Here is a 21776-nt window from a genome sequence, read left to right on the forward strand (position 1 = left end):
ATCCCTCCTTTAATACGCCAAAGGTTCTCCTAAAAGCTCAAGCGTCTCATTTACAATACGGGCCGGCGCCGGAAGATAAATATCTTCTAAGACCGGTGAAAACGGAACAGGCGTATGCGGAGCCGTGATTCGTTTTATCGGTGCGTCCAGCAGGTCAAAGCCTTTATCTGCAGCAAGCGCCGCGATGTCTGTCGCAATGCTGCAGCGCGGATTGGCTTCATCAATAATGATCAGCCTGTTTGTTTTTTCAAGTGACGCAAGGATAGCCTCTTCATCAAGCGGTGACAGACTGCGGGGGTCAAGCACCTCTGCTTCGATCCCTTTTTTCGACAGCTCTTCCGCGGCTTCCAGCGCCGTATTCACCTGCTTGCCGACTGCAAAAAGTGTCACATCGCCGCCTTGGCGTTTAATATCGGCTTTGCCGAGCGGGATCGTATAATATCCTTCAGGCACCTCGCCTGTCATGCTGTAGGACGTTTTGTCTTCAAAAAAGAACACCGGATCATTGTCCTCAATCGCAGCCAGAAGAAGTCCTTTTGCATCATACGGATTTGAAGGGACGACGGTTTTCAGGCCGGGAATGCTTGTAAACAGAGCATACATGGCTTGAGAATGCTGGGCGGCCGCTCTGAAACCCGCTCCGTAAGTCGTACGCACTGTAATCGGCACCTGGGCTTTCCCGCCGAACATATAGCGGAATTTTGCCCCCTGATTAAGCACCTGATCAAAGCAGGTTCCGATAAAGTCATTGAACATCAGCTCGGCAATCGGTCTGAGTCCGGTAGAGGCCGCAGCCATGGCCGCTCCCATGTAGCCCGCTTCAGAAATCGGCGTATCAAGCACCCTGCTTCTCCCGAATTCCTGAACAAGCCCCTTCGTCACACCAAGCACGCCGCCCCACGCTTCATCATTCTGCAAATGGTCGACATCCGCGCCTCCGGCCACATCTTCACCGATTAACAGCACATTTTCATCTCTTTGCATCGCAAGTCTCATCGCTTCATTGATTGCATCGGACATGCTCACGATTCTTGCCATTTCAACATTCCCCCTTTTTTAATAGCTCACATACACATCAGTCAGAAGCTCAGATTCGCTCGGATACGGGCTTTTCTCACTGAAAGAAACCGCTTTTTCAACCGCTTGTTTCACATTGTTTTCAATATCGGCGAGCTTTTGTTCCGCCGTCTTTTCTTGAAGCAGATATGCTTTAAAAGCGCTGATTGCATCACGGTCTAAGTGATCCGCCTTTTCCTCTTTCGGCTTATACGTCTGGGCGTCTCCTTCGAAGTGGCCGTAATTTCTGTAAGTCATACATTCAATTAATGACGGCCCTCCGCCGTTTCTCGCCCGCGTGACCGCTTCTTCTGCGGCTTCATAAACGGCCAGCACGTCTTTTCCGTCCACAGTTACGCCGGGCATCCGGTAAGCCGCCGCTCTGTCGGCAATAGAATCACAGGCCGACGCGTACGAAAACGGCGTCGCTTCTCCGTAGCCGTTGTTTTCCGCGATAAACACGACAGGAAGATTCCATACAGCCGCCAGATTGAGCCCCTCATGAAACGTGCCTTGGTTGTTTGCGCCGTCCCCAAAGAAGCAAACGCTTACATTATTAGTCCCTTTATATTTAGCCGTCAGCGCTGATCCGCAGGCAAGCGTAAATCCTCCGCCTACAATTCCGTTTGCGCCGAGCATGCCTTTATCCAGATCCGCAATGTGCATAGAACCGCCCTTGCCTTTACACAGTCCGGTCGCTTTCCCGAATATTTCCGCCATCATACCATCCAGATCACAGCCTTTGGCGATACAATGGCCATGTCCCCTGTGTGTGCTCGTAATGCTGTCTCCGTCATTCAAATGAGCGCACACCCCTGCAGCTACCGCTTCCTCACCGGCATACAAATGGACGAATCCTGGAAGCACTCCCTGCGCGAACAGTTCATGGACTTTGTCTTCAAAGCCCCTGATTTCCAGCATCTTTTGGTACATCCACAGCGCTTTCTCCTCAGTTAATGACAAGCCTTCTCGTTTTAACAATTCCATTTTTTGTGCGCCTCCTTCTATTTAGGGTTCATATTTATAAATGCAAGAAGTGTGCCAGCTTTTAAAGCCCGTAAAATCAATGTTTTTATTTTATACTGTGAGACAGTTTGGTACAGGTGTCTCATTTTGTCTCGATCTATATCCATTTGTCTCGTTTTCAGGCATACAAAAAAGACCGGACATCACCCGGTCTTTGACAATGATCGACGTATTTATTTCCTCGGAAATCTTTTAACAGCTTCATACTTCTGCACTGCTTGTCTGAATGGCTGTTACAGTTCATGCTTTTCTTCTAGAGCCTTATTCAGCGCTTGAAGCATGTAGCCAATGCCTTTGTACGATGACAGTGGCCAGCTGACATGCTGATGCTCTCCGATGACGGCGTTTAGGACGCTTCGGTATTTTTTCCCGCCAAGCATGACAATTTCAACGGTGTCAGAAAAGCCTTTTTCACAAAATTGGCGCTGCAGCTCCTCCGCTGCCATGATCTCCGGATGACCGGTTCCAAAAGTGACATCGTAATTTCCGGGAACCATATCATCCGGACGAAGAAATCCGTGCTTTGCCGACAAAATCACCCACTCATCGAAAAAAGCTTTCGCGTATCGCTCGCATGCCTGATGAAACGGGCTGAGATAGGCGTCCTCCGCCTTTACCGGCCCTGTATCCGGATTGATGTCCCAGATTTTTTTCTTGCCGCAGGGGATAATGCACAGTCGTTTCATTTTTCTCTCCCCCTTTATGCAGTTTCTCATATCAATGTACCATTATCTGCTGATTTACGCATGATAAAACGTCAGGGGAACGGGACATAGATCTGCTTTCTGTAATCAGGGTGCAGGCGGTGGAAAGGCTGCACACAAAAAGACCCGGAATTCATACTGAAATCCGGGCCGGATGAGGAATTGTTTATGTCACTCTTGCTCCATCCCATCAAGATACTTTCTCTCAAAGTCATCGAGCAATGCACGCACTTCATCTGTTGACTTTGTATTCATGCATTGATTTCTTAATTCACTGGCTCCCCGGAATCCGCGGAGATAAATCTTGAAAAAGCGAGGGAGCGGTTTGTATGCTCTAGCTTCTTCTTTTGAATATTCATCATGAAGATCCAGATGCAGTCTCAAAAGATCAAGCAATTCCTTACTGCTATGCTCTTTCGGCTCCTTTTCAAAGGCGAACGGATTTGTAAAAATGCCTCGTCCAATCATAATCCCGTCAACACCGTATTGTTCGGCAAGCTTTAACCCGGTTTCCCGGTCAGGAATATCCCCGTTGATCGTCAAAAGGGTATCTGGCGCTATCTCGTCACGAAGTTTCTTGATTTCCGGGATGAGCTCCCAATGCGCATCTACTTTACTCATTTCCGCTCTGGTGCGCAGATGAATGGAAAGGTTAGCAATATCCTGTTTCAATACGTGTGTCAGCCAGCCGCGCCATTCGTCTACATCTGTGTAGCCAAGTCTGGTCTTCACACTTACCGGCAGTCCTCCCGCTTTTGCTGCTTGTATTAATTCGGCTGCAACTTCAGGACGGCAGATCAGGCCGCTTCCCTTTCCGTTCCCCGCCACATTAGGCACAGGACAGCCCATATTGATATCCAGCCCTTTAAACCCTAATTCCGCCATCCCAATACTCATTTGGCGAAAGTTTTCAGGCTTATCTCCCCATATGTGGGCTACCATCGGCTGTTCATCCTCTGTGAAAGTCAAACGGCCGCGCACACTATCCTTCCCATCCGGGTGACAATAGCTTTCTGAGTTTGTAAACTCTGTGAAAAACACATCCGGCCTGCCAGCTTCACTCACAACATGGCGAAATACGACATCCGTCACATCTTCCATTGGCGCCAGTACAAAAAATGGCCGCGGCAATTCACGCCAGAAATTATCTATCATAACAAATTCATATCCTTTCATTAGGGAATACGGCTGCATCATTTATTAAAAAACTGACCATGCTTTCCTTTTACACTTATAGCACGCGAAAGCATTTCTTATCAAACGATAGTAAATTTTGAACATTTCACTTTTTACACGTGAAAAAGTGAAAAAGCAAACTGAAGCAGAATTTGAGTTAACATAATAGACTATCGCTATAGTTATCCTCATATCGTTCATTTCTGATCAACTCAGTCAACTCCTTAACCTTTAATAGGTTCTAAGAGAAAAAGTGTGATGATTAACTGCACCTTATTTATATTGTCGTTTAATAATATTAGCGCTGACCTTCATCTTTCGTAGCGGCCTTACTTATGAACTTTTTGGATAAAAAGAATTCCAGCCTAAATAGAATATCATATGAGTTCTCCCTATTACCAATGCAAAATAATTGGCCATATGTCAATATCTTTATAACGTTTTAGTTTTAAAGTTATTACTTATAAACAAAATATCTGCATAAAAAAATAATTACATTTATAAGGCGTCGCCAGAAATCATCTATATATGTTTGGATAAGGTTTCGATTTGGTAATCCTGATCCAAAACCAATAAAATAGACTGCTGACTAAGTTCCGCAGTCTACTTTTCGAATATCCTTTTTTATACCTGTGATGATTTGTATAACAGTGTAAACCCCCAAGAAAACAGTGACAATATTAAACCATGGATTATCATAGAATGAAAGATATTTTTGAAAGAAATCCCGTTCAACTATGTTTGCTGGGAATCCATTCATTTCTCTATACTTAGGACCCCATCCCGTTAATTCTACAAAGTTAAAATAAAGCTGTGAAACTAAAAAAGCCAAAACCGTGAGAAACCAACTTCTTTTATATAACGGTCGTTTTTTGTTTACTTTATCCATTTAACCAGTTTCCTTTTCTGCATTTTTTTACTAAGTGTCCATCTAAAATCATTATATTATGAAGCAGCAGATGTGCCAACTTCTTTTCTCACCACTTTCATAAGTCTGTATGTGAACTGTTTTAATTCCAACCTTCAATGATTATCATCGAACGATAAGTGTTAGAGTTTTAACTGTTTATAACCATTCTTTTTTAGTCTTTTTTAAGAAACGATCAATTTTTATTATTGGCTGCTAATAACTGGATAGAGTTAATGCCGGCACGTTCGGAGTAGTAAAATCTCTTCCCTCTTACTATGTACTTTTCCTGCCGAACCCTATTCCCATACTTTTATGCTCGACATTAGCTGTTTTCATTCGCTTATCTCACATTTTTTCAACTCTTTTCGTCAGTTAAAATAATAATCCGCACATAAAAAAACCCGGAAATCGGCAATGTTCATTCTGCCGAAATCCAGATCTGATGAGAAATTGTTTAATTTTAGTGAGACGATTTCAACACAAGCTTCGCCACAGCTTCCACATGAGCCGTCTGCGGAAACATATCCACAGGCTGAATATATTCGACGCGATAGTCTTTCGACAGTGCCTGCAAGTCTTTGGCCAGTGTGGAAGGATTGCAGGATACGTAGACGAAGCGTTTCGGTTTTACTTTTTTGATGGTGTCTAAAAATGTTCTGTCACAGCCGGTTCTCGGCGGGTCGACGATGACCACGTCAGGACGGAAACCTTCTTTCGTCCATTTCGGGAGCCAGTGTTCGGCTGTTCCTGTGACATATGCCGCGTTTTTGATGCCGTGTTTTTTAGCGTTCTTCTTCGCATCATCAATTGATTCTTTAATGACGTCCATGCCGCGGATCTCTTTTGCACCGCTTGAGACCCACATGCCGATCGTACCGACGCCGCAATACGCGTCAACGACTTTCTCTGTTCCGGTCAGCTGCGCCGCTTTTTTCACTTCGTCATACAGCTTGACCGTCTGCTCAGGGTTAAGCTGAAAGAAGGCACGGGCGCTCAGTTCAAATGACACGTCGCCAAGCACTTCTTGAATGGCATGGCTTCCGGCCAGCGCTTTTGTTTTGTCACCGAAAATGACGGATGTGCGTGCGCCGTTGATGTTTTGAATAATCGATTTCACTTCCGGCAGACGGTTTTGAATGGCTTTGACAATTTCGTCTTTATTCGGCAGTGTCTCCTTCGCAGTGACAAGCACGACCTGCACTTCGCCTGTTTCAAAACCGACTCTCGTCACGATCGTGCGGACATCGCCTTTTTTGGTCCGTTCATTATAAACAGATACGTTGTGTTTTTCTAAAATGCGGCGGACGATACCCGTTGTTTTGTTTGTCGCCGGATGCTGGACAATGCATTCCTTGATCGGAACAATGGTATGGGAGTCAAGTCCGTATAGGCCGGCAATGATGCTGCCGCTTTGCGAGCGTCCGACTTGGAACTGGCTTTTGTTCCGGTAATTCCACGGGTTGTCCATTCCGATCGTTTCTTTAATGTTCATTTCTTCGGCATTGAATCTCGTATGACGTTCCAAAGACTGAATGACGATATCGCGTTTTTCGCGAAGCTGCTGGGTGTATGCCAGATGCTGAAGCTGACAGCCGCCGCACTGGTCATAGACCGGACATGGCGGTGTGACGCGGTGTTCAGACTGTTTGCGGATTTTTTTGATGCGTGCTTCTGAAAATTTCGGCTGCACATTTGTCGCTTCGGCAACGACTTCTTCGCCGGGCAGAGCGCCGGGAACGAAGACAACCTTTTTCTTAAAGTAACCGACGCCCTCTCCATTAATGCCGAGACGTTTAATGGTCAGCGGAAATGTCTGTCCGATTTTCAATTCGGCAGGCGCCTTTTTTTGATGTTGATTCACGTTTTTTTCTCTCCGTTTCTATATAAAGCCTTCCTCATGGGAAAACGGCTGATTTGAAATACCACATCTTTTCAGTATAACATGCAGCCGGCGGTTCCTTCATGTTTTTCATTGGAAGTTTCCAAAAAATGATCAAAGCGGTTTTCATTCAATACTTCTCCACAAATATAAGGACGCATAGCTTAAATAAGGCGCCCATTCGCTGCTTACCTGGAGCATCACGTCTTTTGACGGTTTATCCTCAAGGGCGAAGCGGCGTTTGACGGCGTTTTGCAGGCCGATGTCCGCCAAAGGAAACAGATTCGGGCGGCCGAGGCCGAACATGAGGACGTTTTGGACGGTCCACGACCCGATGCCTCTGATGGTGATCAGCTTTTTCATAATGTCTTCATCCGATAGATGGGAAAGTTCCGCCAGATTGAGCGCCCCGTCTGCAATCATCCGTGAAATGTCAATCGCATATTCCGCTTTTCTCATACTGAACTGGAGCTCCCGCAAGTCCTGATAATCAAGCGCCGCAATCGTTTTCGGTTCGGGATAGCACCAGACGCCGTCTTTTTGTTCACCGAAGGCATGGACGAACCGTTCCGTTAACGTAAAAGCGAAGGACAGGTTGAGCTGCTGGTGGATGATGCATTTCATAAGACAGTTGTAGACGTCATATTCTAAGACGAGCGGGGTTCCCGCATGCTCCTCAAAAAGCGCCGACAGATTTGTTTTTGAGAAATGATCAAGCACCGGCTGAAGCGGCTGCGCCCACTGAAAAATGCGTTTGATCCGTTCAATCATCTCCTCGCGGTCATTTTCTCCGCTGACGAGAAAAACCGGGTCTGCGGCGGTGCCTTCCGCTTGAACCGTGATGATGGACAGTTTGCTGTCCCGTGTTCTGAGCGGCACTTTGATTGATCTTGCTTTAAGATCGACCGCATTCAGCGGATCGAGTGACAGCCTTTCAAGCACTTTATCAAAATGATACGGCGGCGTGACCGAAACCGTTTCCTCCCACATATGCTCCACCCCTTTTTGTCCAAGTATATCATGAAGCGGCCCGGCGGCAATTCGTATACTTTTCTTCATAACGCCGCATGATATAATGGCAGGCGGAGGGTTGTTTATGATACATATAACCGCAATCACAACACATAATGAGATATTAGATAATATCCCCCTATCACGTACAGAACAACCGGACATTGCATGGTACTGGGTTGATTTTTTCGGCGCCGAGAATGATGAAACCGAGCTGCTGCGGGATTATTTTCATTTTCATCCGCTTGCGATCGAGGATTGCTTTCAGCACATGCAGCGGCCGAAAATCGACCACTATGACGGCTACCGTTTTTATGTGCTCCACGCTTTAAACCCGGACACACTGGAAATGGAAGAGGTGGACATCTTTCAGTCCGACCGTTTCATCGTCAGCTTCCATTTGCACGAATCGCCCGGTGTCTCAAGGGTGAGAGAACGGTTTTTCGCTTCTCCGGGATTAGCCAAAAAAGGGCCCGGACATATCACTTATATGATTATGGATCAGCTTGTCGATGAATATTTCCCTGTGCTGTACAAAATTGAAGACCGGCTGAATGAGATTGAAGACAGCAGAACACATAAATCTTACGGCACTTTAATGAATGAAGTATTTGAATTGCGGACTGATCTTTTGAACCTGAGACGGACGATCATTCCGATGCGCGATTTAATGTACCGGATTTTGAGCCTTGACCATGTAAAAGAAAGCCGTGAAACGAAGGCTTATTTCAGCGATATTTATGACCACCTGTTAAAACTGGCTGAGCTGATCGAGTCAAACCGTGATATGACGTCAGATCTGCGGGACAGTTACGTAACGCTGAATTCAAACCGGATGAACGCCATTATGATGACGTTAACCATCGTCTCGACCATCTTTATACCGCTGACGTTCATCGCGGGGGTGTACGGTATGAATTTTGATAACATGCCTGAGCTTCACTGGAAATACGGATATTTTATCGTTTTGGGCGTCATGGCCGTTCTTGTGGCCGCCATGCTGTTTTGGTTCGCCCGCAAAGGCTGGTTTAATATTTTCAAGTAAGAACGGCTGCAGGCTGTTCTTTTTTTTGAGAAAACATGATATGTTGGAAAAAAACGTAAAGAGGTGTGCGCCGTTATCATGCTTTCTCACAAAACCATTTCTTCTGTCCTCCTGCTTTTTTGTGTCATGTCCATTGCCCCGCTGTATAACGGCTGTACGATGTCTGATTACATCTTTGAATCGCTCGGCTTTTCTCCTTGGTCTGAAGACGGAGCCCATATCTCCGTCATTCCCGGGGTCGTCCTTTACTTTGCGGCGTTAATCTGGTGTGCCGCCGCGTTCAGGCGGACGCTTCCCGCGGCAGGGCTGTTTTTGATCTTTCTCAGTATGGGGGCCGCTTCCGGTATCAGCCCCGCCACCGAATATGCCGCTTTTTCCTTAAAACAATTCGCGCCCGAAAAAGAGGCTGTCGAATATTTGAAGCACCGCAGCGAATGCAGCCATTTCATTGAGGGAAAAAGAGCGAGCATGAGCTGTACGCTTTATGTCAATCACTACGGAAAAGGGGAACAAGCCATTTCTGTCACGCCGGACTTATCTGAGGACATAAAAGGCGTCACATTCAAATCAAAAACGTTCACTGTAAAGCCCCGTTCAAAAACAATCATCAAGACGCGGTTTACCGGATTTCATAAGGGGAAAGCCGCATCAGATTCCGGCTGGTCATCAGACCCAGAACTGAAAGTGGCAAGCCTGTACACAGCACAATAAACATTTTGCATGTATAATAGCGGAAAACATTACATTGGAGGGACTGTCAAATGAAGATCGCCATCGCGGGACTCGGCAACATGGGACACCCCATCGCCGAAAATATCATGAAAGCCGGATACAGTCTGACTGTATATAACCGGACGAAGGAAAAAGCGGCTGATCTGCTGGAAAAAGGGGCTGAATATGCCGAAACGCCCCGCCAGGCAGCTGAACATGCGGACATTGTGCTTTCAATGCTGTCAGACGATGAAGCCGTAACAGGCGTGACGTTCGGAGCTTGCGGCATTATTGCCGGGTTATCTGAAAACGGCATTCATATTTCAATGAGCACCATCAGTACGGCGCTGTCAGAACAGCTTTCCGCTGCACATTCGGGCAGAGGCCAATCCTTTATCGCCGCTCCCGTCCTCGGCCGGCCCGATGCTGCTGAGAAGGCCGAGCTTCGCATCATCACAGCCGGACCGGCAGAAGCAAAGAAAAAGGCCGAGCCTTTGCTAAAAAGCCTGAGCCAGCAGATATTTGACGTCGGTGAAGAAACAAAGACCGCCAATGCTGCGAAAATCAGCATCAATTTCTTGCTCGTTTCTATGCTGGAGGCGCTATCAGAATCATTCTTAATGATGGAGAAGTACGGTTTAGAACGGAAACAATTTTTAGAAATCGCCAGCGCGCTCTTTGGCTCTCCTGTCTATCAAAATTACGGTACCATTATGGCTGAGCAGGCATTTGAGCCGGCCGGCTTCAAAATGTCTTTAGGGCTGAAGGATACCAATCTGGCGCTCACCGCCGCGGAACAGGTTTCCGCCAAACTCCCTCTTGCCGAGCTGGCCAAGAGCCATTTTGAAAGCGGGATCGAACAAGGCTTCGGGGATCTGGATTGGGCCGCTTTGATTAAATGTATCAAATAAACAGTAAAAACCCCTCCCGTTTAGGAAAAAATGAAACCAATGTGTTCCGTACACATTGGTTTCTTGGCTTCTAAGCGTCTGTTTGACAGCCAAAAACCGCCTTGCTTATTCCTCTTTGTAATATTCAATTCATGTCCGTGTCAACTTTATTTTGCCAAACGCAATGCCGAATGTTGTTTTTATATATGGGGTGCTGTCAACCCATACTCTTCCTTGATTTTTCTCAATTAACGCTTTGGCAATTGAGAGTCCTAAACCGCTTCCCGAGTGTCCTGAGCTTCTGGACTGGTCTCCCCTGTACATCCTCTCAAATACCTTCTCTGATTCTGTCTTTGGTATCCCTGGGCCCCTATCCCAGATCAGCAGTTCAAATTCTTTGTCATTCTCTTTAAGTTCTATGCCTAGAACCTTTCCTTCTTTTCCGTAAAGGATGGCATTCTTCAAGATATTCTCAATAATTCTAACGATACTTAGACGATCCGCCATAATAAGACACTTTCTTTCCGGGATATTTATTTTAAGCTCTAATTCACTTCTCTTTATCTCCGGCAAGTATTCAATCAATAACTCTCTGGTTATTTCAGAAAAATCAATAATATCCGGCTGCAGCGGCATTTCATCTGCATCCAGTTTAGCCATGTTAAATATTTCATCAATTAACTGCTTTAAGTTATTCGACTTCTTTGAAACAATGTTCAAGTATTCCTTCTTTTCTTCTTCCGAGGCTGCAATATCATCTTTCAACGCATCTAAATACCCTATAATCGATGTAAGCGGTGTACGAATATCGTGTGATATGCTTGATAACAGACTTTTTCTGGCTGCATGCGTTTGAATCGTTTCAACCTGTATTTTCTCTAACTTCTCTACCAATTCGTTTATTGAAAAAACCATTTCATTAAATATTGGCGTTCCATTTGCAAATATTCTTGTCGTTAAGTTTCCATTTAATGTACGCTTAACCGCATGGATCACTTGAATGAGATCATTGCTGAATCTGCAGTAATTTGCAATAAGGATTACAGACAAACCGATCAGCAGACCAAAGATAACAAGTTTAAAAGTGTTAAGCTCTTGGCTGTGCCAGTCATATAGAAAATTGGTGCAAATCAGTGTAATCTGCAGAATCATAAGATATGTGATTTTATGACTCATCTTTCTCACCTGCAAATTTGTATCCTATTCCCCAAACTGTTTGTATAAATTGAGGATTAGATGGGTCTTTTTCTATTTTTTTTCTTAGCTTTCTTATGTGAACCATTACGGTATTATCATCTTCTAAGTAATGATTGCCGTAATGATTGCCCCAAACATTCCGAAATAACTGAGCCTTCGTAAATACCTGTTCTGGATTGGAGGCCATAAATTTCAGCAGCTCCAGCTCTTTTGCGGTTAATGCTATTTCTTTACCTGAGATACATACAATATATCTTTTCACATCAATCGACAGACCTTTAAATTTCAGCAACGGCTTTTCTTCTGTTCCGCTGTCGCTTCCCAAAATGAAAAACCTTCTCATCAAAGCCTTAATTCTGGCCACAACCTCATTTACGCTAAAAGGTTTTGTAATATAATCATCAGCCCCTATACTCAGCCCTACAATTTTGTCAGCTTCATGATCCTTTGCAGTAAGCATTAGTATTGGCACATTGGTTTTTTCTCTTAGTTTTCTGCATACTTCAATTCCATCAATTTTTGGCATCATGAGATCCAATATGATTAGGTTATAAGTATTTTGTTCAAATAATGCCAACGCTTCCTCCCCATCCCTTGCGACATCCACTAAATAAAGTTCTCGTTCAATATATTTTTTTAATAAATCTCTGATCACTTTTTCATCATCAGCGATAAGGACACGAATTTCTTTCACTTCATGACACCTGCCTTCATATTTTTTGTATTTATGTAAGTAACAGTGGGTGTTTACAATATATCACATGGTCTTTTAGCCAATTTTCAGTATTTTATATAAACACAGGTGTATTCAAATTGTCGGCTTATGAACATTGTAACGCTCAGCTTCCAAATATAACTTTGACACAAACATCATGATATTTAAAGAGTGAGCCCTAACTCCAACAAGATCAGTTTCTATTATGTTTTAATTTCCCCTGGAAGCAGTAAGTATATATGCTAAAACATTGCCTGTAGATTAATAATCAATATCAGTTTTTCATTCTTCCCAGTTCTTTGTGTTCGAACAAACAAAAACACCTAGTTCATACAGGTGTTTTTAGTCTGCCTAAAAATCTTTAGACCTCTCTTTTCGAGGTAAAATATACCCTTCGCCCTTTTCATAAATAGTTAGAACTTTTTTAGTCAATGCAAGCCTTGGTAAAATCCAATACGATAACACAGCTGATATAATTCCAAAAAGAGCTCCTGCAGCAACATCGAAAGGATAGTGTACACCTACCCATATGCGTGAAACAGCTACACTAAGTGCAAGTATGATCCATATCCAACCTGTTTTTTTATATACAAGCCAAAAAGAAAATGAGATAGAAAAGAATAGGATGGTGTGATCGCTTGGAAATGAATTATCCACCGCATGATCTACCAGTTTATTAACATTTGAAAGAACTGCAAATGGCTGATTATTGGAATAGAGTTGACCGGCAATTTTCCCAATCATCTCTGCTATAATGAATGCCACTCCCGCCTGTATGACCATCATCCTGTTTTTGTCATTTCGGGTAAACCAGAAAACAAGCATAACGAGTGCTAAAATAAACACTGCATATTCAGCAAGTATGACCATTGCTGAGTTTAGAAATGGAAATTCTTTACCTAAATCGTTTACAGCACGAAAAGCGGCAATATTCTGCTCTGATAAAGACATTTATATTATCCTCCTATTTAAAAATCTCATTTACATATGTAAGTGATTTGTGCGAACCGCAAACAATCTGCTTTTCACTTGAAACATTTACAAAAATTAATGTATATCCACCTTGTTAAAATAGATTATTAAGGAAACAAATCCTACTATTGAGACTAAAGCAATTCCCAAATAAGAGTATTCCGGAGGATAAGTAGAGAGAAGCGTATTCATTGAAATATCTCCGGCCGCTGCCCATGGGAACAATCCTCTGTGTTCTGAGTTAGCTGTCATAATATTTATCAAAGTAATTAGGATTGTAAAAATAATGGTGGGTACGTAATTCTTTAGAACAACTGTGATCAGAACAATAGGTGTTGATAAAACAAATAGTAAAATTCCCCCCATTACAAAGTGCAAAAATGATTTGAGTATGAGTGATTGGCTGAGACCCGGGAATTGCAAGATCACACCTAGTAATAAAGTAAGCCCCCACGCGACTAAAGTTAAAAAGAATATCCAGATAAATAGCAGCAGTAATTTGCTGAGAATAAGATTTATTCTGGAAACAGGTATGGTTAAAAGGTTTTTCAGTGTATCATCCATATATTCCCTGTTAAAAATATAAGCGGCAACAACTCCATACAGCGGAACCCCCACTACCAAGACTGTATATAAGTTAGCGTTGCTGAAAAGTTCATGGAATTTTATGACAGCAACGGGATTCTCAGTCTTTATTTGTACGTAGGATGCAACGACAACCATAAATGGGACGACCGAAGCTCCTATCGTACTTATTAGAAGCATCGCAGACCTTCTGAGTTTTAGTAACTCTGCGTATAACAGATTAACCAATGGTTCCACCCCCAACCAATTTTGTGAAATAATCCTCCAGACGGTCTTCACTCATCAAAATTTTAAGCACCTCAATATCGTTCTGAACAAGTAATTTATTAATCGCTCCCTGTTGTCCAATATGCGAGAAAATGCGGATAATCCCGTCACCATGTACTTCGTAGTCAAAGATTTGAAAATGTTTCTCTAAAAGCATTGAAGCTTTGTCATCATTCGAAACTTGAAACTCAAGAAACTTTCGATTTTTCTTCCGGAGATTATCAAATTCAGTTTCCTCTAACAGTTTTCCCTCGTGAATAATTCCCAAATGATCAACTAATTGTTCAATCTCAGACAGGATATGGCTTGATATCAGCAGAGTAATTTTTCTTTCTTCAGCTAATGTTTTAATGAGCCTTCTCATCTCTTTAATACCAATCGGATCTAAACCATTCGTCGGTTCATCTAATATTAGTAATTCCGGATAGTGAAGAAGAGATCGGGCGATGCCAAGTCTTTGCTTCATTCCTAAAGAGTATTTGCCTACAAGCTTTTTAGTTTCATTCTCTAATCCCACAATTTCTAATGCTTCTTCAATTGCATTTTTTTTGTGAATTCCAACGATCCTGGCATTTATTTCAAGGTTTTCTTTAGCAGTGAGGTTTCCATAGAATCCAGGTACTTCTACAATTGAACCAATTCTTTTTAGAATGTCTTTCTTATTCGCATGTAAATCCTCACCGAATATCTCAATCTTTCCATGAGTAGGCTTTATCAGCCCCAGCAGCATTCTTATAGTCGTTGTTTTACCTGCCCCATTCCTCCCAAGGAACCCGTAAATATCACCTTCATTAACTGTTATGTTGAGGTTATCAACTGACTTTTGTTTTCCATAAACTTTTGTTAAATTCGTCGTTTTAATTATTTCCTGCATTGATCCAGACCTACTTTCCTAATGCTTATGTACAATAGTATAGGAATGCGTTTTTAACTGGGGATTAACTATTTCTTAACTATCTCTTAATTCATATAAGCATTCCGGCAAAAAACCTGCCCCCTTTAACTGGGAGCAGGTTTCATCTCAGTGATGTTTATTTGCATAAGGGCTTTGACGCCTCCATCAATATGGAGAGGCGCTCCCCGTTACAAAGACGGCAGCTTCATTTCTTTCTCAAACATTAGATCATCAATGCTTTTAAACGTGTATCCTTCTTTTTTCAAATCGGTAATCGCATCGTCCAAAGCTTCTGAATTGTCCTTTGAAACAGTGTGGAGAAGGTAGATCGCGCCGGGATGCGCCTGTTTTATCATGTGATCATAGGCGTATTTTTTCCCTTTCTGCTCGTTAACCTTCCAATCGACAAATGCGACGGACCAGAAAACGGTTTGGTAGCCGAGGCGCTTCGTTTCTTTCAGGACATATTCGCTGAACACGCCGCGCGGCGGACGGAGATACAAATTGTCACGCTTTCCGGTAATGTTGTAAACAGCTTCCGTGACGGAATCGAGTTCATCTTGAATCTGATCGCCCGTTTTTGTCGTCAGATCAGGATGATGAAAAGAATGATTGCCGATAATATGGCCTTCCTTTGACATCCGTTTAATCAAATCAGGCTGCTCTTTCACAAAATGGCCTGTGACAAAAAAAGTGCCTGTGACATGATGTTTTTTTAAAACATCAAGCACTTTCGGGGTATACCCATTTTCGTATCCGTTATCAAACGTTAAGTAAATGGTCTTTTCTTTCGTATTGCCTAAATAAAAGGCATCGTATTTTTTGACAAGATTGTCCAGCTGTCTGCCGGCATCCGGCGGCTGATGATTGACGCTGCGTTTAAATCCCCAGTTTATCCGTTCATTCGGCACGGCCTCTGCACTGTTTATGCCTCCCGCAAGTAGGACAGCCATGAAGCAAATTGAACAAAACCATTTCATGCCCAGCACTCCTTCTGCATTTTTCCTTATTTTGCAGTAGGCTCACCCCTTTTATACAGCCGCATTATGGAAAGAGAAAAACCCCGGCGGGCTGCCGGGGTTTATTCCCAATCCTTTTTGAAGCGTTCGTATTTTGCTTCCAGATCATCAAGCATGCCGATGAGCCGGTCTATATCTTCAACGTCCGTTGATTCAGGGTCTAATGAATCAATGACATTCATAAACATATCGAGTCTGTTCTTTAAGTAATCGAGCTGCTGATCTTTGCTGTTTACTGCATTCCCCATATTTCCACTCCATTCATTTTTTATAATGGTAGCGTATTTTTTGCCGTTTTTCAATGGTTCCGCTACTTGCGATCTTGGCAGATCAGGTCTAAAATTAACACTTGGCAGACGTTAGTATGCCCATTTATAAAGGAGTTAGATAGTCATGACACAAAACACAGCACTGCGTCCGATCACACCGGAGTACGATCCTTGGGAAGCGTACATGGATGTCGACCAGTATGGAGATATGAAACTGACGAACGTTGAATTTACAACGACGACCTTGTGCAATATGAGATGCGAGCACTGCGCGGTCGGGTACACGCTTCAGCCGAAAGATCCGAATGCGCTGCCGATTGACCTTTTATTAAAGCGGCTTGAAGAAATTCCGCTGTTACGCTCGATCAGTATTACGGGCGGCGAACCGATGCTTTCGCTGAAATCGGTAAAGGAATATGTCGTCCCGCTTTTGAAATATGCGCATGAACGCGGCGTGCGCACACAGATCAATTCAAACCTGACGCTTGATATCGGCCGATACGAACGGATTATTCCTTATTTGGACGTCCTTCACATTTCCCACAACTGGGGAACGGTCGAGGACTTTGCCGACATCGGATTCGCGATGATGGAGAAAAAACCGACATTTGAACAGCGGGCGCGCTATTTTGACAAAATGATTGAAAACAGCCGTACGCTGGTTGAAGCGGGTGTAATGGTTTCAGCGGAAACGATGCTGAATAAACGCACGCTTCCGCATATTGAACATATTCACCGGCAGATTACGGAAGAAATGAAATGCCAGCGCCACGAAGTCCATCCGATGTATCCGAGTGATTTCGCCAGCGCGCTTGAATCACTCAGCCTGAAGGACATGAGACAGGCCATTCATCATCTGCTCGATATTCGCGATGAAGAAACATGGATGCTGTTCGGCACGCTCCCGTTTTACGCATGCAGCCCTGATGAAGAAGATCAGAAGCTCCTCCGCCGCCTGCGGGAAGCGAAAAACGTTACGGTGCGAAACGATCCTGACGGCCGCTCCCGCCTGAATGTCAACATCTTTGACGGAAATATCATTGTCACGGATTTCGGTGATACACCGCCGCTCGGCAATATTAAAACTGACAGCCTTCCTGAAGCGTATGACAAGTGGAGACAGACGAAGCTGAGCAAAGAGCTGAACTGCCGCTGTACAAACGTCCGATGCCTCGGACCGAACGTCCTTGTCAAAAACAGTTATTATCAGGAGACAGATTTTTCATTACGAAAAGCCAGAGGATAACAGAAGATGGAAACGACAATTACGGATATTTTGAAAAGCAAAGTGGTTGAGATCATCATCGTCGCTCTCGTGCTTTACGCCGGTGTCTTTCTGATCAACCGCTTTGTACAGGTGTTATTTAAACGCACAGATTTCTTGGAGGAACGGAAAGGGAAAACGATTGAGAGCCTCGTCCGATCCATCACCCAGTATACGGCGACGATCGGATTTATCTTTTACGTCATTTCTTTATTCGTTCATGATTTCGGCAGAATTTTAGCCGGGGCGGGCGTTGCCGGTATCGTCATCGGTTTCGGCGCCCAGTCTTTAATCAAGGACATTTTGGCCGGTGTCTTTTTAATATACGAACGCCAGCTGCATAAAGGCGATTACGTGACGATTAATAATCTGTTCAACGGCACAGTCGAAGAAATCGGACTCCGTTCCATGCAGATCCGTGAGTTCTCCGGCAAGCTGCTTACCATTTCAAATGGTGAGGTGAGACAGCTTCAAAACTATAACATTGATTTTATGAGGATTACCGAGTCTGTCGTGATCAGTTACAAGGAAGATCCTGAGCGGGTATACGCCGTCTTAGAAAAAGCCTGTGACATGCTCAATGATGAACTTCGCGATTCACTGAAGCGGGATGAATTTCTCAATGCTGCGGAACCGTTTCAAGTGCATGGAATCATGAGCCTGAACAAATTGACGAGAGGCATTGAATTTACCGTCAAAGGCATGGTTCAAGACACAGAATACTTCTCGGCGAGCCTTGCGGTGAGACGCGTTCTTGCCCGGGAACTGTACAACAACAATGTGCAATTGCTTGAGGAAATGAATCATACACAAAAAAGCTGATTCCCAATCGGAATCAGCTTTTTTTATTTATCTCGGCTGCGCTGTCATTTGAAAACCGAATGTGACATGATCCTGCACCGGAATCCAAGCGCCGATTCCTTGCGAGGTCACATTTTTGACGACAAGTTTCCGCTTGCTGCCTTTCAGCACCAAATACACTTCGCCGTATGTTACTTTTCCTTTCTCATTAACGGCCGGGGCATAGGCGTGCAGGTAGCCGAGCCGCTGCGGAGAAATTTTATAAATCTGATCGCGTTTTGTCCCGGCGCCGATGACCGTTTCAAACGCGAGCGGCAGTTTTGTTTTCTTCATCGCTTTTTGCATCATCATGCTTTTCACGTCTTCTGCGTTCGGCACTTTCGCTGTGAGCCCGCCTTTGATTTTGTATTGCTGTTCTTGGGCGTATGAGATTTCGGCGGCTTGCTGCCCGCCCCGGTTATCCGCTCTGTTCGTGTTGATTTTTTTATATTCCCAGTTGGCGACCGTTTCGTTCGATTGATAACCGAGCGCCCATTTCCCGAGAAATATTGTCGCCCGGTATCCGATGGCAAGCGGTGAACCGGAAACCGAGGATTCATTCAGCATCTTTATCAGATGCGGATTTTCGATGTTGATCTCTGATGTATCTAACAATTCCTTTGCCAGTTTGCTCGGCTGAAGCATCGGCTGGTCCTGTGAAGCATTCGGATACGTATTTTCCTTGGAAATGCTGACGACAGAGTTGGGAACCTTAAACGGTTTCTTTGCACCGGCAGACGGCGCTGCAAAAAAACTAAAGGATAACAGCAGAATCAATGTGGCATGAAACAGCTTTTTCATCATATCACTCTTTCTATAGCATTTTCCTTTAGTCTTTTCCTCCGTAATCGTTGTTATCCGCATTTTTTACAGGTTAAAGCAGGAAAAATCCGATCGCCATGATGACATAAGCGGCAAGGAGAGTAGCCCCCTCAAACCAGTTCGAATCACCGTCATTTGAAATCATCGTCATCAAAAGGACGGATGATATCATCGCGACAAGCTCAGGCAATGTGAATACCAGCGGCATATTCACCGGGAAAAAGATGGAACAGATCACAAGAACCGGGGCTACAAACATGGCGATCTGCAAAGTCGAACCGACCGCGATTTCAACGGCGACATCCATCTTGTCTTTGTACGCCATAATAATCGCCGACGCATGCTCTGCGGCATTTCCGACGATTGCGACGATAATCACCCCGATAAACAATTCGCTCCAGCCGAACTGTTCAGCCACCGCATGAAACGTATGAACAAGGTTTTCAGATATGTAGGCGACAATAATGGTTGCGATAAATAAGACGGCTGTCGCCCTTTTCCCCGACCACTCAGGCTGCTCCTCTTCTTCCTTGGCCTCCGGCTGGTTCGGCTGATAAACGCCGCGGTGGGTGACGAGCTTGAAGTAAAGAGCCGCCACGTATAAAAGGATCATGATGATGCTGATGCCGACACTCAAATCAAGTTTGCTTTTTTCCCCCATATCCATGGAAAACACTTCGGGAATGACAAAAGCTACGATAATGGCAAATATCAGCAGGCCTGAATTATGGCGGGCATCATGAATATTGAATTCCTGCCGCTTGTATTTCAAACCGCCGATAAAAAACGACAATCCCGCGACAAGCAGAAGGTTGCCGAGCACCGAACCGGTCAGTGAAGCAAGCACGATGCCCGTCAGCCCTTCCTTTAAGGCAAATAGCGATATAATCAGCTCTACCGCATTGCCGAACGTGGCATTCAGCAGACCGCCGATCCGCGGTCCCGCGATAATGGCAAGAGATTCAGTCGCTCTCCCCATATAACTTGCAAGCGCAATAATCGTCAAGCAATAAATAATAAACAAAACCGCTGACGGCCAGTGCATCAGGCCGCCGATGACTGAAAGCGGCACTCCCGCCGCAGCCGTAAAGAAAAAAATCCGATTCATATCTGCCTGGCTCCTTTTTCGAATGAGTCTTTTTTTATCCTTCTCAAAAACTCCCTCAATTACACTTCCGAGTCAGCCCGAATTGGCATTTTCAGGTTGCCGGACGCGGAAAATCCGTGTACGATCAAGAAAGATACTGAAGAAGGAGAAAATACGCGATGTCACGACTGCACTTCTTTATTTTGGTTCTGCTTGTTTCCATCTCCGGTTTTTCCCAAGGCATGCTTTTGCCGGTGATTTCCGTCATTTTTGAAACGAACGGAGAATCAGCCGCTATAAACGGCCTGCACGCAACCGGCCTGTATATCGGCGTGCTTCTTGCGTCGCCATTTATGGAAGCGCCGCTGAGAAAGCTCGGATTCAAACCTCTGATGGTCGCGGGCGGATTTCTTGTCATCATCAGCTTATTCAGTTTTATTTGGCTTCAATCCATATGGTTATGGTTTTTTCTTCGGCTGCTGATCGGAATCGGGGATCATATGCTGCATTTTTCCACCCAAACGTGGGTGACTTCCAAGTCAACGCCCCAAAACAGAGGAAGAAACATTTCGCTGTACGGACTGTCCTTCGGGCTTGGATTCGCTGTCGGCCCGTTCATGGTCCCTCTTGTGAAAACAAGTCCGTCCCTTCCGTTTATCGTATCCGGCTGTATCAGTCTTGCCGCCTGGCTGTTTGTGTTTGCCTTACGTAACGAGTACCCGGCGCAAGGTCCGGATGAAACATCCGGGGACAACAGCGCAAAACGGTTTTACCGCGCCCTTCTTTTCGGCTGGGTCGCTTTTCTCCCGGCTTTCGGCTACGGTTTTTTAGAAACGGCGCTGAACGGGAGTTTTCCCGTGTACGCCCTGCGCTTAGGCATATCCGTTGATGCCGTCGCGCTGATATTGCCCGCTTTCGCCATCGGAGGTATTGTATTCCAGTTCCCTCTCGGTTTATTAAGCGATCGATTCGGGAGAAAACGTGTCCTGCTCGTCATCTTATTAACGGGTGCCCTTTGCTTTTTGACGGCCGGATTGTTTCCGTCGCCTTCTGTCATCGGCGGCTGCTTTTTCATGGCAGGGATGGCGGTCGGCAGTATGTTTTCCCTCGGCATCAGCTATATGAGCGACTTGCTGCCGTCCCATCTTCTTCCGGCGGGCAATCTGCTCTGCGGGATTTCGTTCAGCCTCGGCAGCATGATCGGGCCGGTGGCGGGCGGCTGGTATATGCAGCGGTTTGAAAGCGCCAATTTGTTTTACTTTATTACAGTGATTCTGGTCTGTATTTGGCTTGCGCTCGTCTTCGGGAAAACAAAGCACAGCGCCGCATCCGAATCCCATTCTTTTCCCGCCTCATAAAAAGCCGCCTGATTTAGGCCAGGCGGCTTCTTTCTAGTGGTATCCGTTCTGCCCGTTGGCGCTTCCGCTTGTTTTATT

The 21776-nt window shown here is 44.8% G+C and carries 21 protein-coding genes and 1 pseudogene; 6 read left to right on the forward strand and 16 right to left on the reverse strand.

Translation table 11 applies throughout. The features are described 5' to 3' along the window. Positions 1 to 9: 9 nt before the first annotated feature. From ACH32G_RS14770 to ACH32G_RS14800, 7 genes and pseudogenes are all read right to left on the reverse strand, one after another. Positions 10 to 1038 carry an alpha-ketoacid dehydrogenase subunit beta gene (locus ACH32G_RS14770; RefSeq protein WP_016936747.1) on the reverse strand — a complete coding sequence of 343 codons (1029 nt, stop codon included), beginning with the start codon at positions 1036 to 1038 and terminating at the stop codon, positions 10 to 12. After that, positions 1023 to 2043 (reverse strand): annotated as a pseudogene (locus ACH32G_RS14775) (thiamine pyrophosphate-dependent dehydrogenase E1 component subunit alpha). The gene ACH32G_RS14770 and the pseudogene ACH32G_RS14775 overlap by 16 nt, the downstream one beginning before the upstream one ends. Positions 2044 to 2315: 272 nt before the next feature. After that, positions 2316 to 2768: a DUF6884 domain-containing protein gene (locus ACH32G_RS14780; RefSeq protein ID WP_095242114.1), complete on the reverse strand. Its 453-nt coding sequence runs from the start codon at positions 2766 to 2768 to the stop codon at positions 2316 to 2318. A 189-nt stretch (positions 2769 to 2957) separates the two neighbouring features. After that, complete coding sequence (locus ACH32G_RS14785) at positions 2958 to 3941, reverse strand: tRNA dihydrouridine synthase (RefSeq protein WP_060965068.1); 984 nt, start codon at positions 3939 to 3941, stop codon at positions 2958 to 2960. Positions 3942 to 4551: 610 nt separating this feature from the next. Then, the gene (locus ACH32G_RS14790; protein ID WP_326352450.1) at positions 4552 to 4851 is read right to left on the reverse strand and encodes a YfzA family protein; all 300 of its coding nucleotides are present in this window, start codon (positions 4849 to 4851) and stop codon (positions 4552 to 4554) included. Between the two features lie 481 nt (positions 4852 to 5332). Further along, the gene (rlmD, locus tag ACH32G_RS14795) at positions 5333 to 6733 is read right to left on the reverse strand and encodes a 23S rRNA (uracil(1939)-C(5))-methyltransferase RlmD (protein WP_448814503.1); all 1401 of its coding nucleotides are present in this window, start codon (positions 6731 to 6733) and stop codon (positions 5333 to 5335) included. A gap of 144 nt (positions 6734 to 6877) precedes the next feature. Further along, the gene (locus ACH32G_RS14800; protein ID WP_448814563.1) at positions 6878 to 7741 is read right to left on the reverse strand and encodes a DNA-3-methyladenine glycosylase family protein; all 864 of its coding nucleotides are present in this window, start codon (positions 7739 to 7741) and stop codon (positions 6878 to 6880) included. A gap of 106 nt (positions 7742 to 7847) precedes the next feature. On the opposite strand from ACH32G_RS14800, the gene corA reads away from it, so the two are divergent. The 3 genes from corA (at position 7848) to ACH32G_RS14815 (ending at position 10429) form a co-directional block, all read left to right on the forward strand. Further along, on the forward strand, positions 7848 to 8807 hold the full coding sequence (corA, locus tag ACH32G_RS14805) for a magnesium/cobalt transporter CorA (RefSeq protein ID WP_016936755.1): 960 nt from the start codon (positions 7848 to 7850) through the stop codon (positions 8805 to 8807). A 63-nt stretch (positions 8808 to 8870) separates the two neighbouring features. After that, positions 8871 to 9518: a hypothetical protein gene (locus ACH32G_RS14810; RefSeq protein WP_448814504.1), complete on the forward strand. Its 648-nt coding sequence runs from the start codon at positions 8871 to 8873 to the stop codon at positions 9516 to 9518. Positions 9519 to 9568: 50 nt separating this feature from the next. Beyond that, entirely contained in the window at positions 9569 to 10429 is an 861-nt protein-coding gene (locus ACH32G_RS14815; protein ID WP_448814505.1) for an NAD(P)-dependent oxidoreductase, read from the forward strand. Between the two features lie 129 nt (positions 10430 to 10558). On the opposite strand, the gene ACH32G_RS14820 is transcribed toward ACH32G_RS14815, so the two are convergent. From ACH32G_RS14820 to ACH32G_RS14850, 7 genes are all read right to left on the reverse strand, one after another. Then, entirely contained in the window at positions 10559 to 11584 is a 1026-nt protein-coding gene (locus ACH32G_RS14820; RefSeq protein ID WP_448814506.1) for a sensor histidine kinase, read from the reverse strand. Next, positions 11574 to 12299 (reverse strand): response regulator transcription factor, encoded by a 726-nt coding sequence (locus ACH32G_RS14825; protein ID WP_448814507.1) that lies wholly within the window; start codon positions 12297 to 12299, stop codon positions 11574 to 11576. Before ACH32G_RS14825 ends, ACH32G_RS14820 begins: the two co-directional genes overlap by 11 nt. A 372-nt stretch (positions 12300 to 12671) precedes the next feature. Beyond that, entirely contained in the window at positions 12672 to 13271 is a 600-nt protein-coding gene (locus tag ACH32G_RS14830) for an undecaprenyl-diphosphatase (RefSeq protein WP_448814508.1), read from the reverse strand. A gap of 96 nt (positions 13272 to 13367) precedes the next feature. Further along, positions 13368 to 14105 carry an ABC transporter permease gene (locus tag ACH32G_RS14835; protein WP_448814509.1) on the reverse strand — a complete coding sequence of 246 codons (738 nt, stop codon included), beginning with the start codon at positions 14103 to 14105 and terminating at the stop codon, positions 13368 to 13370. Beyond that, the gene (locus tag ACH32G_RS14840) at positions 14098 to 15018 is read right to left on the reverse strand and encodes an ABC transporter ATP-binding protein (RefSeq protein WP_448814510.1); all 921 of its coding nucleotides are present in this window, start codon (positions 15016 to 15018) and stop codon (positions 14098 to 14100) included. The genes ACH32G_RS14835 and ACH32G_RS14840 overlap by 8 nt, the downstream gene beginning before the upstream one ends. A gap of 209 nt (positions 15019 to 15227) precedes the next feature. Beyond that, positions 15228 to 16019, reverse strand: a complete 792-nt coding sequence (gene pdaA / locus ACH32G_RS14845) for a delta-lactam-biosynthetic de-N-acetylase (protein ID WP_326352458.1) — start codon at positions 16017 to 16019, stop codon at positions 15228 to 15230. Between the two features lie 101 nt (positions 16020 to 16120). Next, complete coding sequence (locus ACH32G_RS14850; protein ID WP_003155558.1) at positions 16121 to 16306, reverse strand: SE1561 family protein; 186 nt, start codon at positions 16304 to 16306, stop codon at positions 16121 to 16123. Between the two features lie 145 nt (positions 16307 to 16451). Here ACH32G_RS14850 and yfkAB point away from each other — a divergent pair, with 145 nt between their 5' ends. After that, the gene (gene yfkAB, locus ACH32G_RS14855; protein ID WP_016936759.1) at positions 16452 to 17573 is read left to right on the forward strand and encodes a radical SAM/CxCxxxxC motif protein YfkAB; all 1122 of its coding nucleotides are present in this window, start codon (positions 16452 to 16454) and stop codon (positions 17571 to 17573) included. Positions 17574 to 17579: 6 nt separating this feature from the next. Beyond that, positions 17580 to 18413 (forward strand): mechanosensitive ion channel family protein, encoded by an 834-nt coding sequence (locus tag ACH32G_RS14860; RefSeq protein ID WP_016936760.1) that lies wholly within the window; start codon positions 17580 to 17582, stop codon positions 18411 to 18413. A gap of 27 nt (positions 18414 to 18440) precedes the next feature. Here ACH32G_RS14860 and ACH32G_RS14865 read toward each other — a convergent pair whose 3' ends face one another. Together ACH32G_RS14865 and cax are read right to left on the reverse strand one after the other, a co-directional pair. Beyond that, positions 18441 to 19235 (reverse strand): YfkD famly protein, encoded by a 795-nt coding sequence (locus ACH32G_RS14865; RefSeq protein ID WP_095242108.1) that lies wholly within the window; start codon positions 19233 to 19235, stop codon positions 18441 to 18443. Positions 19236 to 19305: 70 nt separating this feature from the next. Continuing rightward, positions 19306 to 20385, reverse strand: a complete 1080-nt coding sequence (cax, locus tag ACH32G_RS14870; protein ID WP_255034265.1) for a calcium/proton exchanger — start codon at positions 20383 to 20385, stop codon at positions 19306 to 19308. Positions 20386 to 20519: 134 nt separating this feature from the next. On the opposite strand from cax, the gene ACH32G_RS14875 reads away from it, so the two are divergent. Further along, on the forward strand, positions 20520 to 21698 hold the full coding sequence (locus tag ACH32G_RS14875) for an MFS transporter (protein WP_016936763.1): 1179 nt from the start codon (positions 20520 to 20522) through the stop codon (positions 21696 to 21698). Positions 21699 to 21776: the final 78 nt, after the last annotated feature.

The sequence above is a fragment of the Bacillus sp. CIS52 genome (assembly GCF_053545315.1).

What these genes read in the sequence shown, in the direction of transcription:
- ACH32G_RS14840 (WP_448814510.1), bottom strand. Translation starts at nt 15,018, where the DNA reads ATGCAGGAAATAATTAAAACGACGAATTTAACAAAAGTTTATGGAAAA.
- ACH32G_RS14790 (WP_326352450.1), bottom strand. Translation starts at nt 4,851, where the DNA reads ATGGATAAAGTAAACAAAAAACGACCGTTATATAAAAGAAGTTGGTTT.
- yfkAB (WP_016936759.1), top strand. Translation starts at nt 16,452, where the DNA reads ATGACACAAAACACAGCACTGCGTCCGATCACACCGGAGTACGATCCT.
- ACH32G_RS14860 (WP_016936760.1), top strand. Translation starts at nt 17,580, where the DNA reads ATGGAAACGACAATTACGGATATTTTGAAAAGCAAAGTGGTTGAGATC.
- pdaA (WP_326352458.1), bottom strand. Translation starts at nt 16,019, where the DNA reads ATGAAATGGTTTTGTTCAATTTGCTTCATGGCTGTCCTACTTGCGGGA.
- ACH32G_RS14800 (WP_448814563.1), bottom strand. Translation starts at nt 7,741, where the DNA reads ATGTGGGAGGAAACGGTTTCGGTCACGCCGCCGTATCATTTTGATAAA.
- ACH32G_RS14815 (WP_448814505.1), top strand. Translation starts at nt 9,569, where the DNA reads ATGAAGATCGCCATCGCGGGACTCGGCAACATGGGACACCCCATCGCC.
- corA (WP_016936755.1), top strand. Translation starts at nt 7,848, where the DNA reads ATGATACATATAACCGCAATCACAACACATAATGAGATATTAGATAAT.
- ACH32G_RS14780 (WP_095242114.1), bottom strand. Translation starts at nt 2,768, where the DNA reads ATGAAACGACTGTGCATTATCCCCTGCGGCAAGAAAAAAATCTGGGAC.
- ACH32G_RS14820 (WP_448814506.1), bottom strand. Translation starts at nt 11,584, where the DNA reads ATGAGTCATAAAATCACATATCTTATGATTCTGCAGATTACACTGATT.
- ACH32G_RS14865 (WP_095242108.1), bottom strand. Translation starts at nt 19,235, where the DNA reads ATGATGAAAAAGCTGTTTCATGCCACATTGATTCTGCTGTTATCCTTT.
- ACH32G_RS14875 (WP_016936763.1), top strand. Translation starts at nt 20,520, where the DNA reads ATGTCACGACTGCACTTCTTTATTTTGGTTCTGCTTGTTTCCATCTCC.
- ACH32G_RS14850 (WP_003155558.1), bottom strand. Translation starts at nt 16,306, where the DNA reads ATGGGGAATGCAGTAAACAGCAAAGATCAGCAGCTCGATTACTTAAAG.
- ACH32G_RS14770 (WP_016936747.1), bottom strand. Translation starts at nt 1,038, where the DNA reads ATGGCAAGAATCGTGAGCATGTCCGATGCAATCAATGAAGCGATGAGA.
- ACH32G_RS14830 (WP_448814508.1), bottom strand. Translation starts at nt 13,271, where the DNA reads ATGTCTTTATCAGAGCAGAATATTGCCGCTTTTCGTGCTGTAAACGAT.
- ACH32G_RS14785 (WP_060965068.1), bottom strand. Translation starts at nt 3,941, where the DNA reads ATGATAGATAATTTCTGGCGTGAATTGCCGCGGCCATTTTTTGTACTG.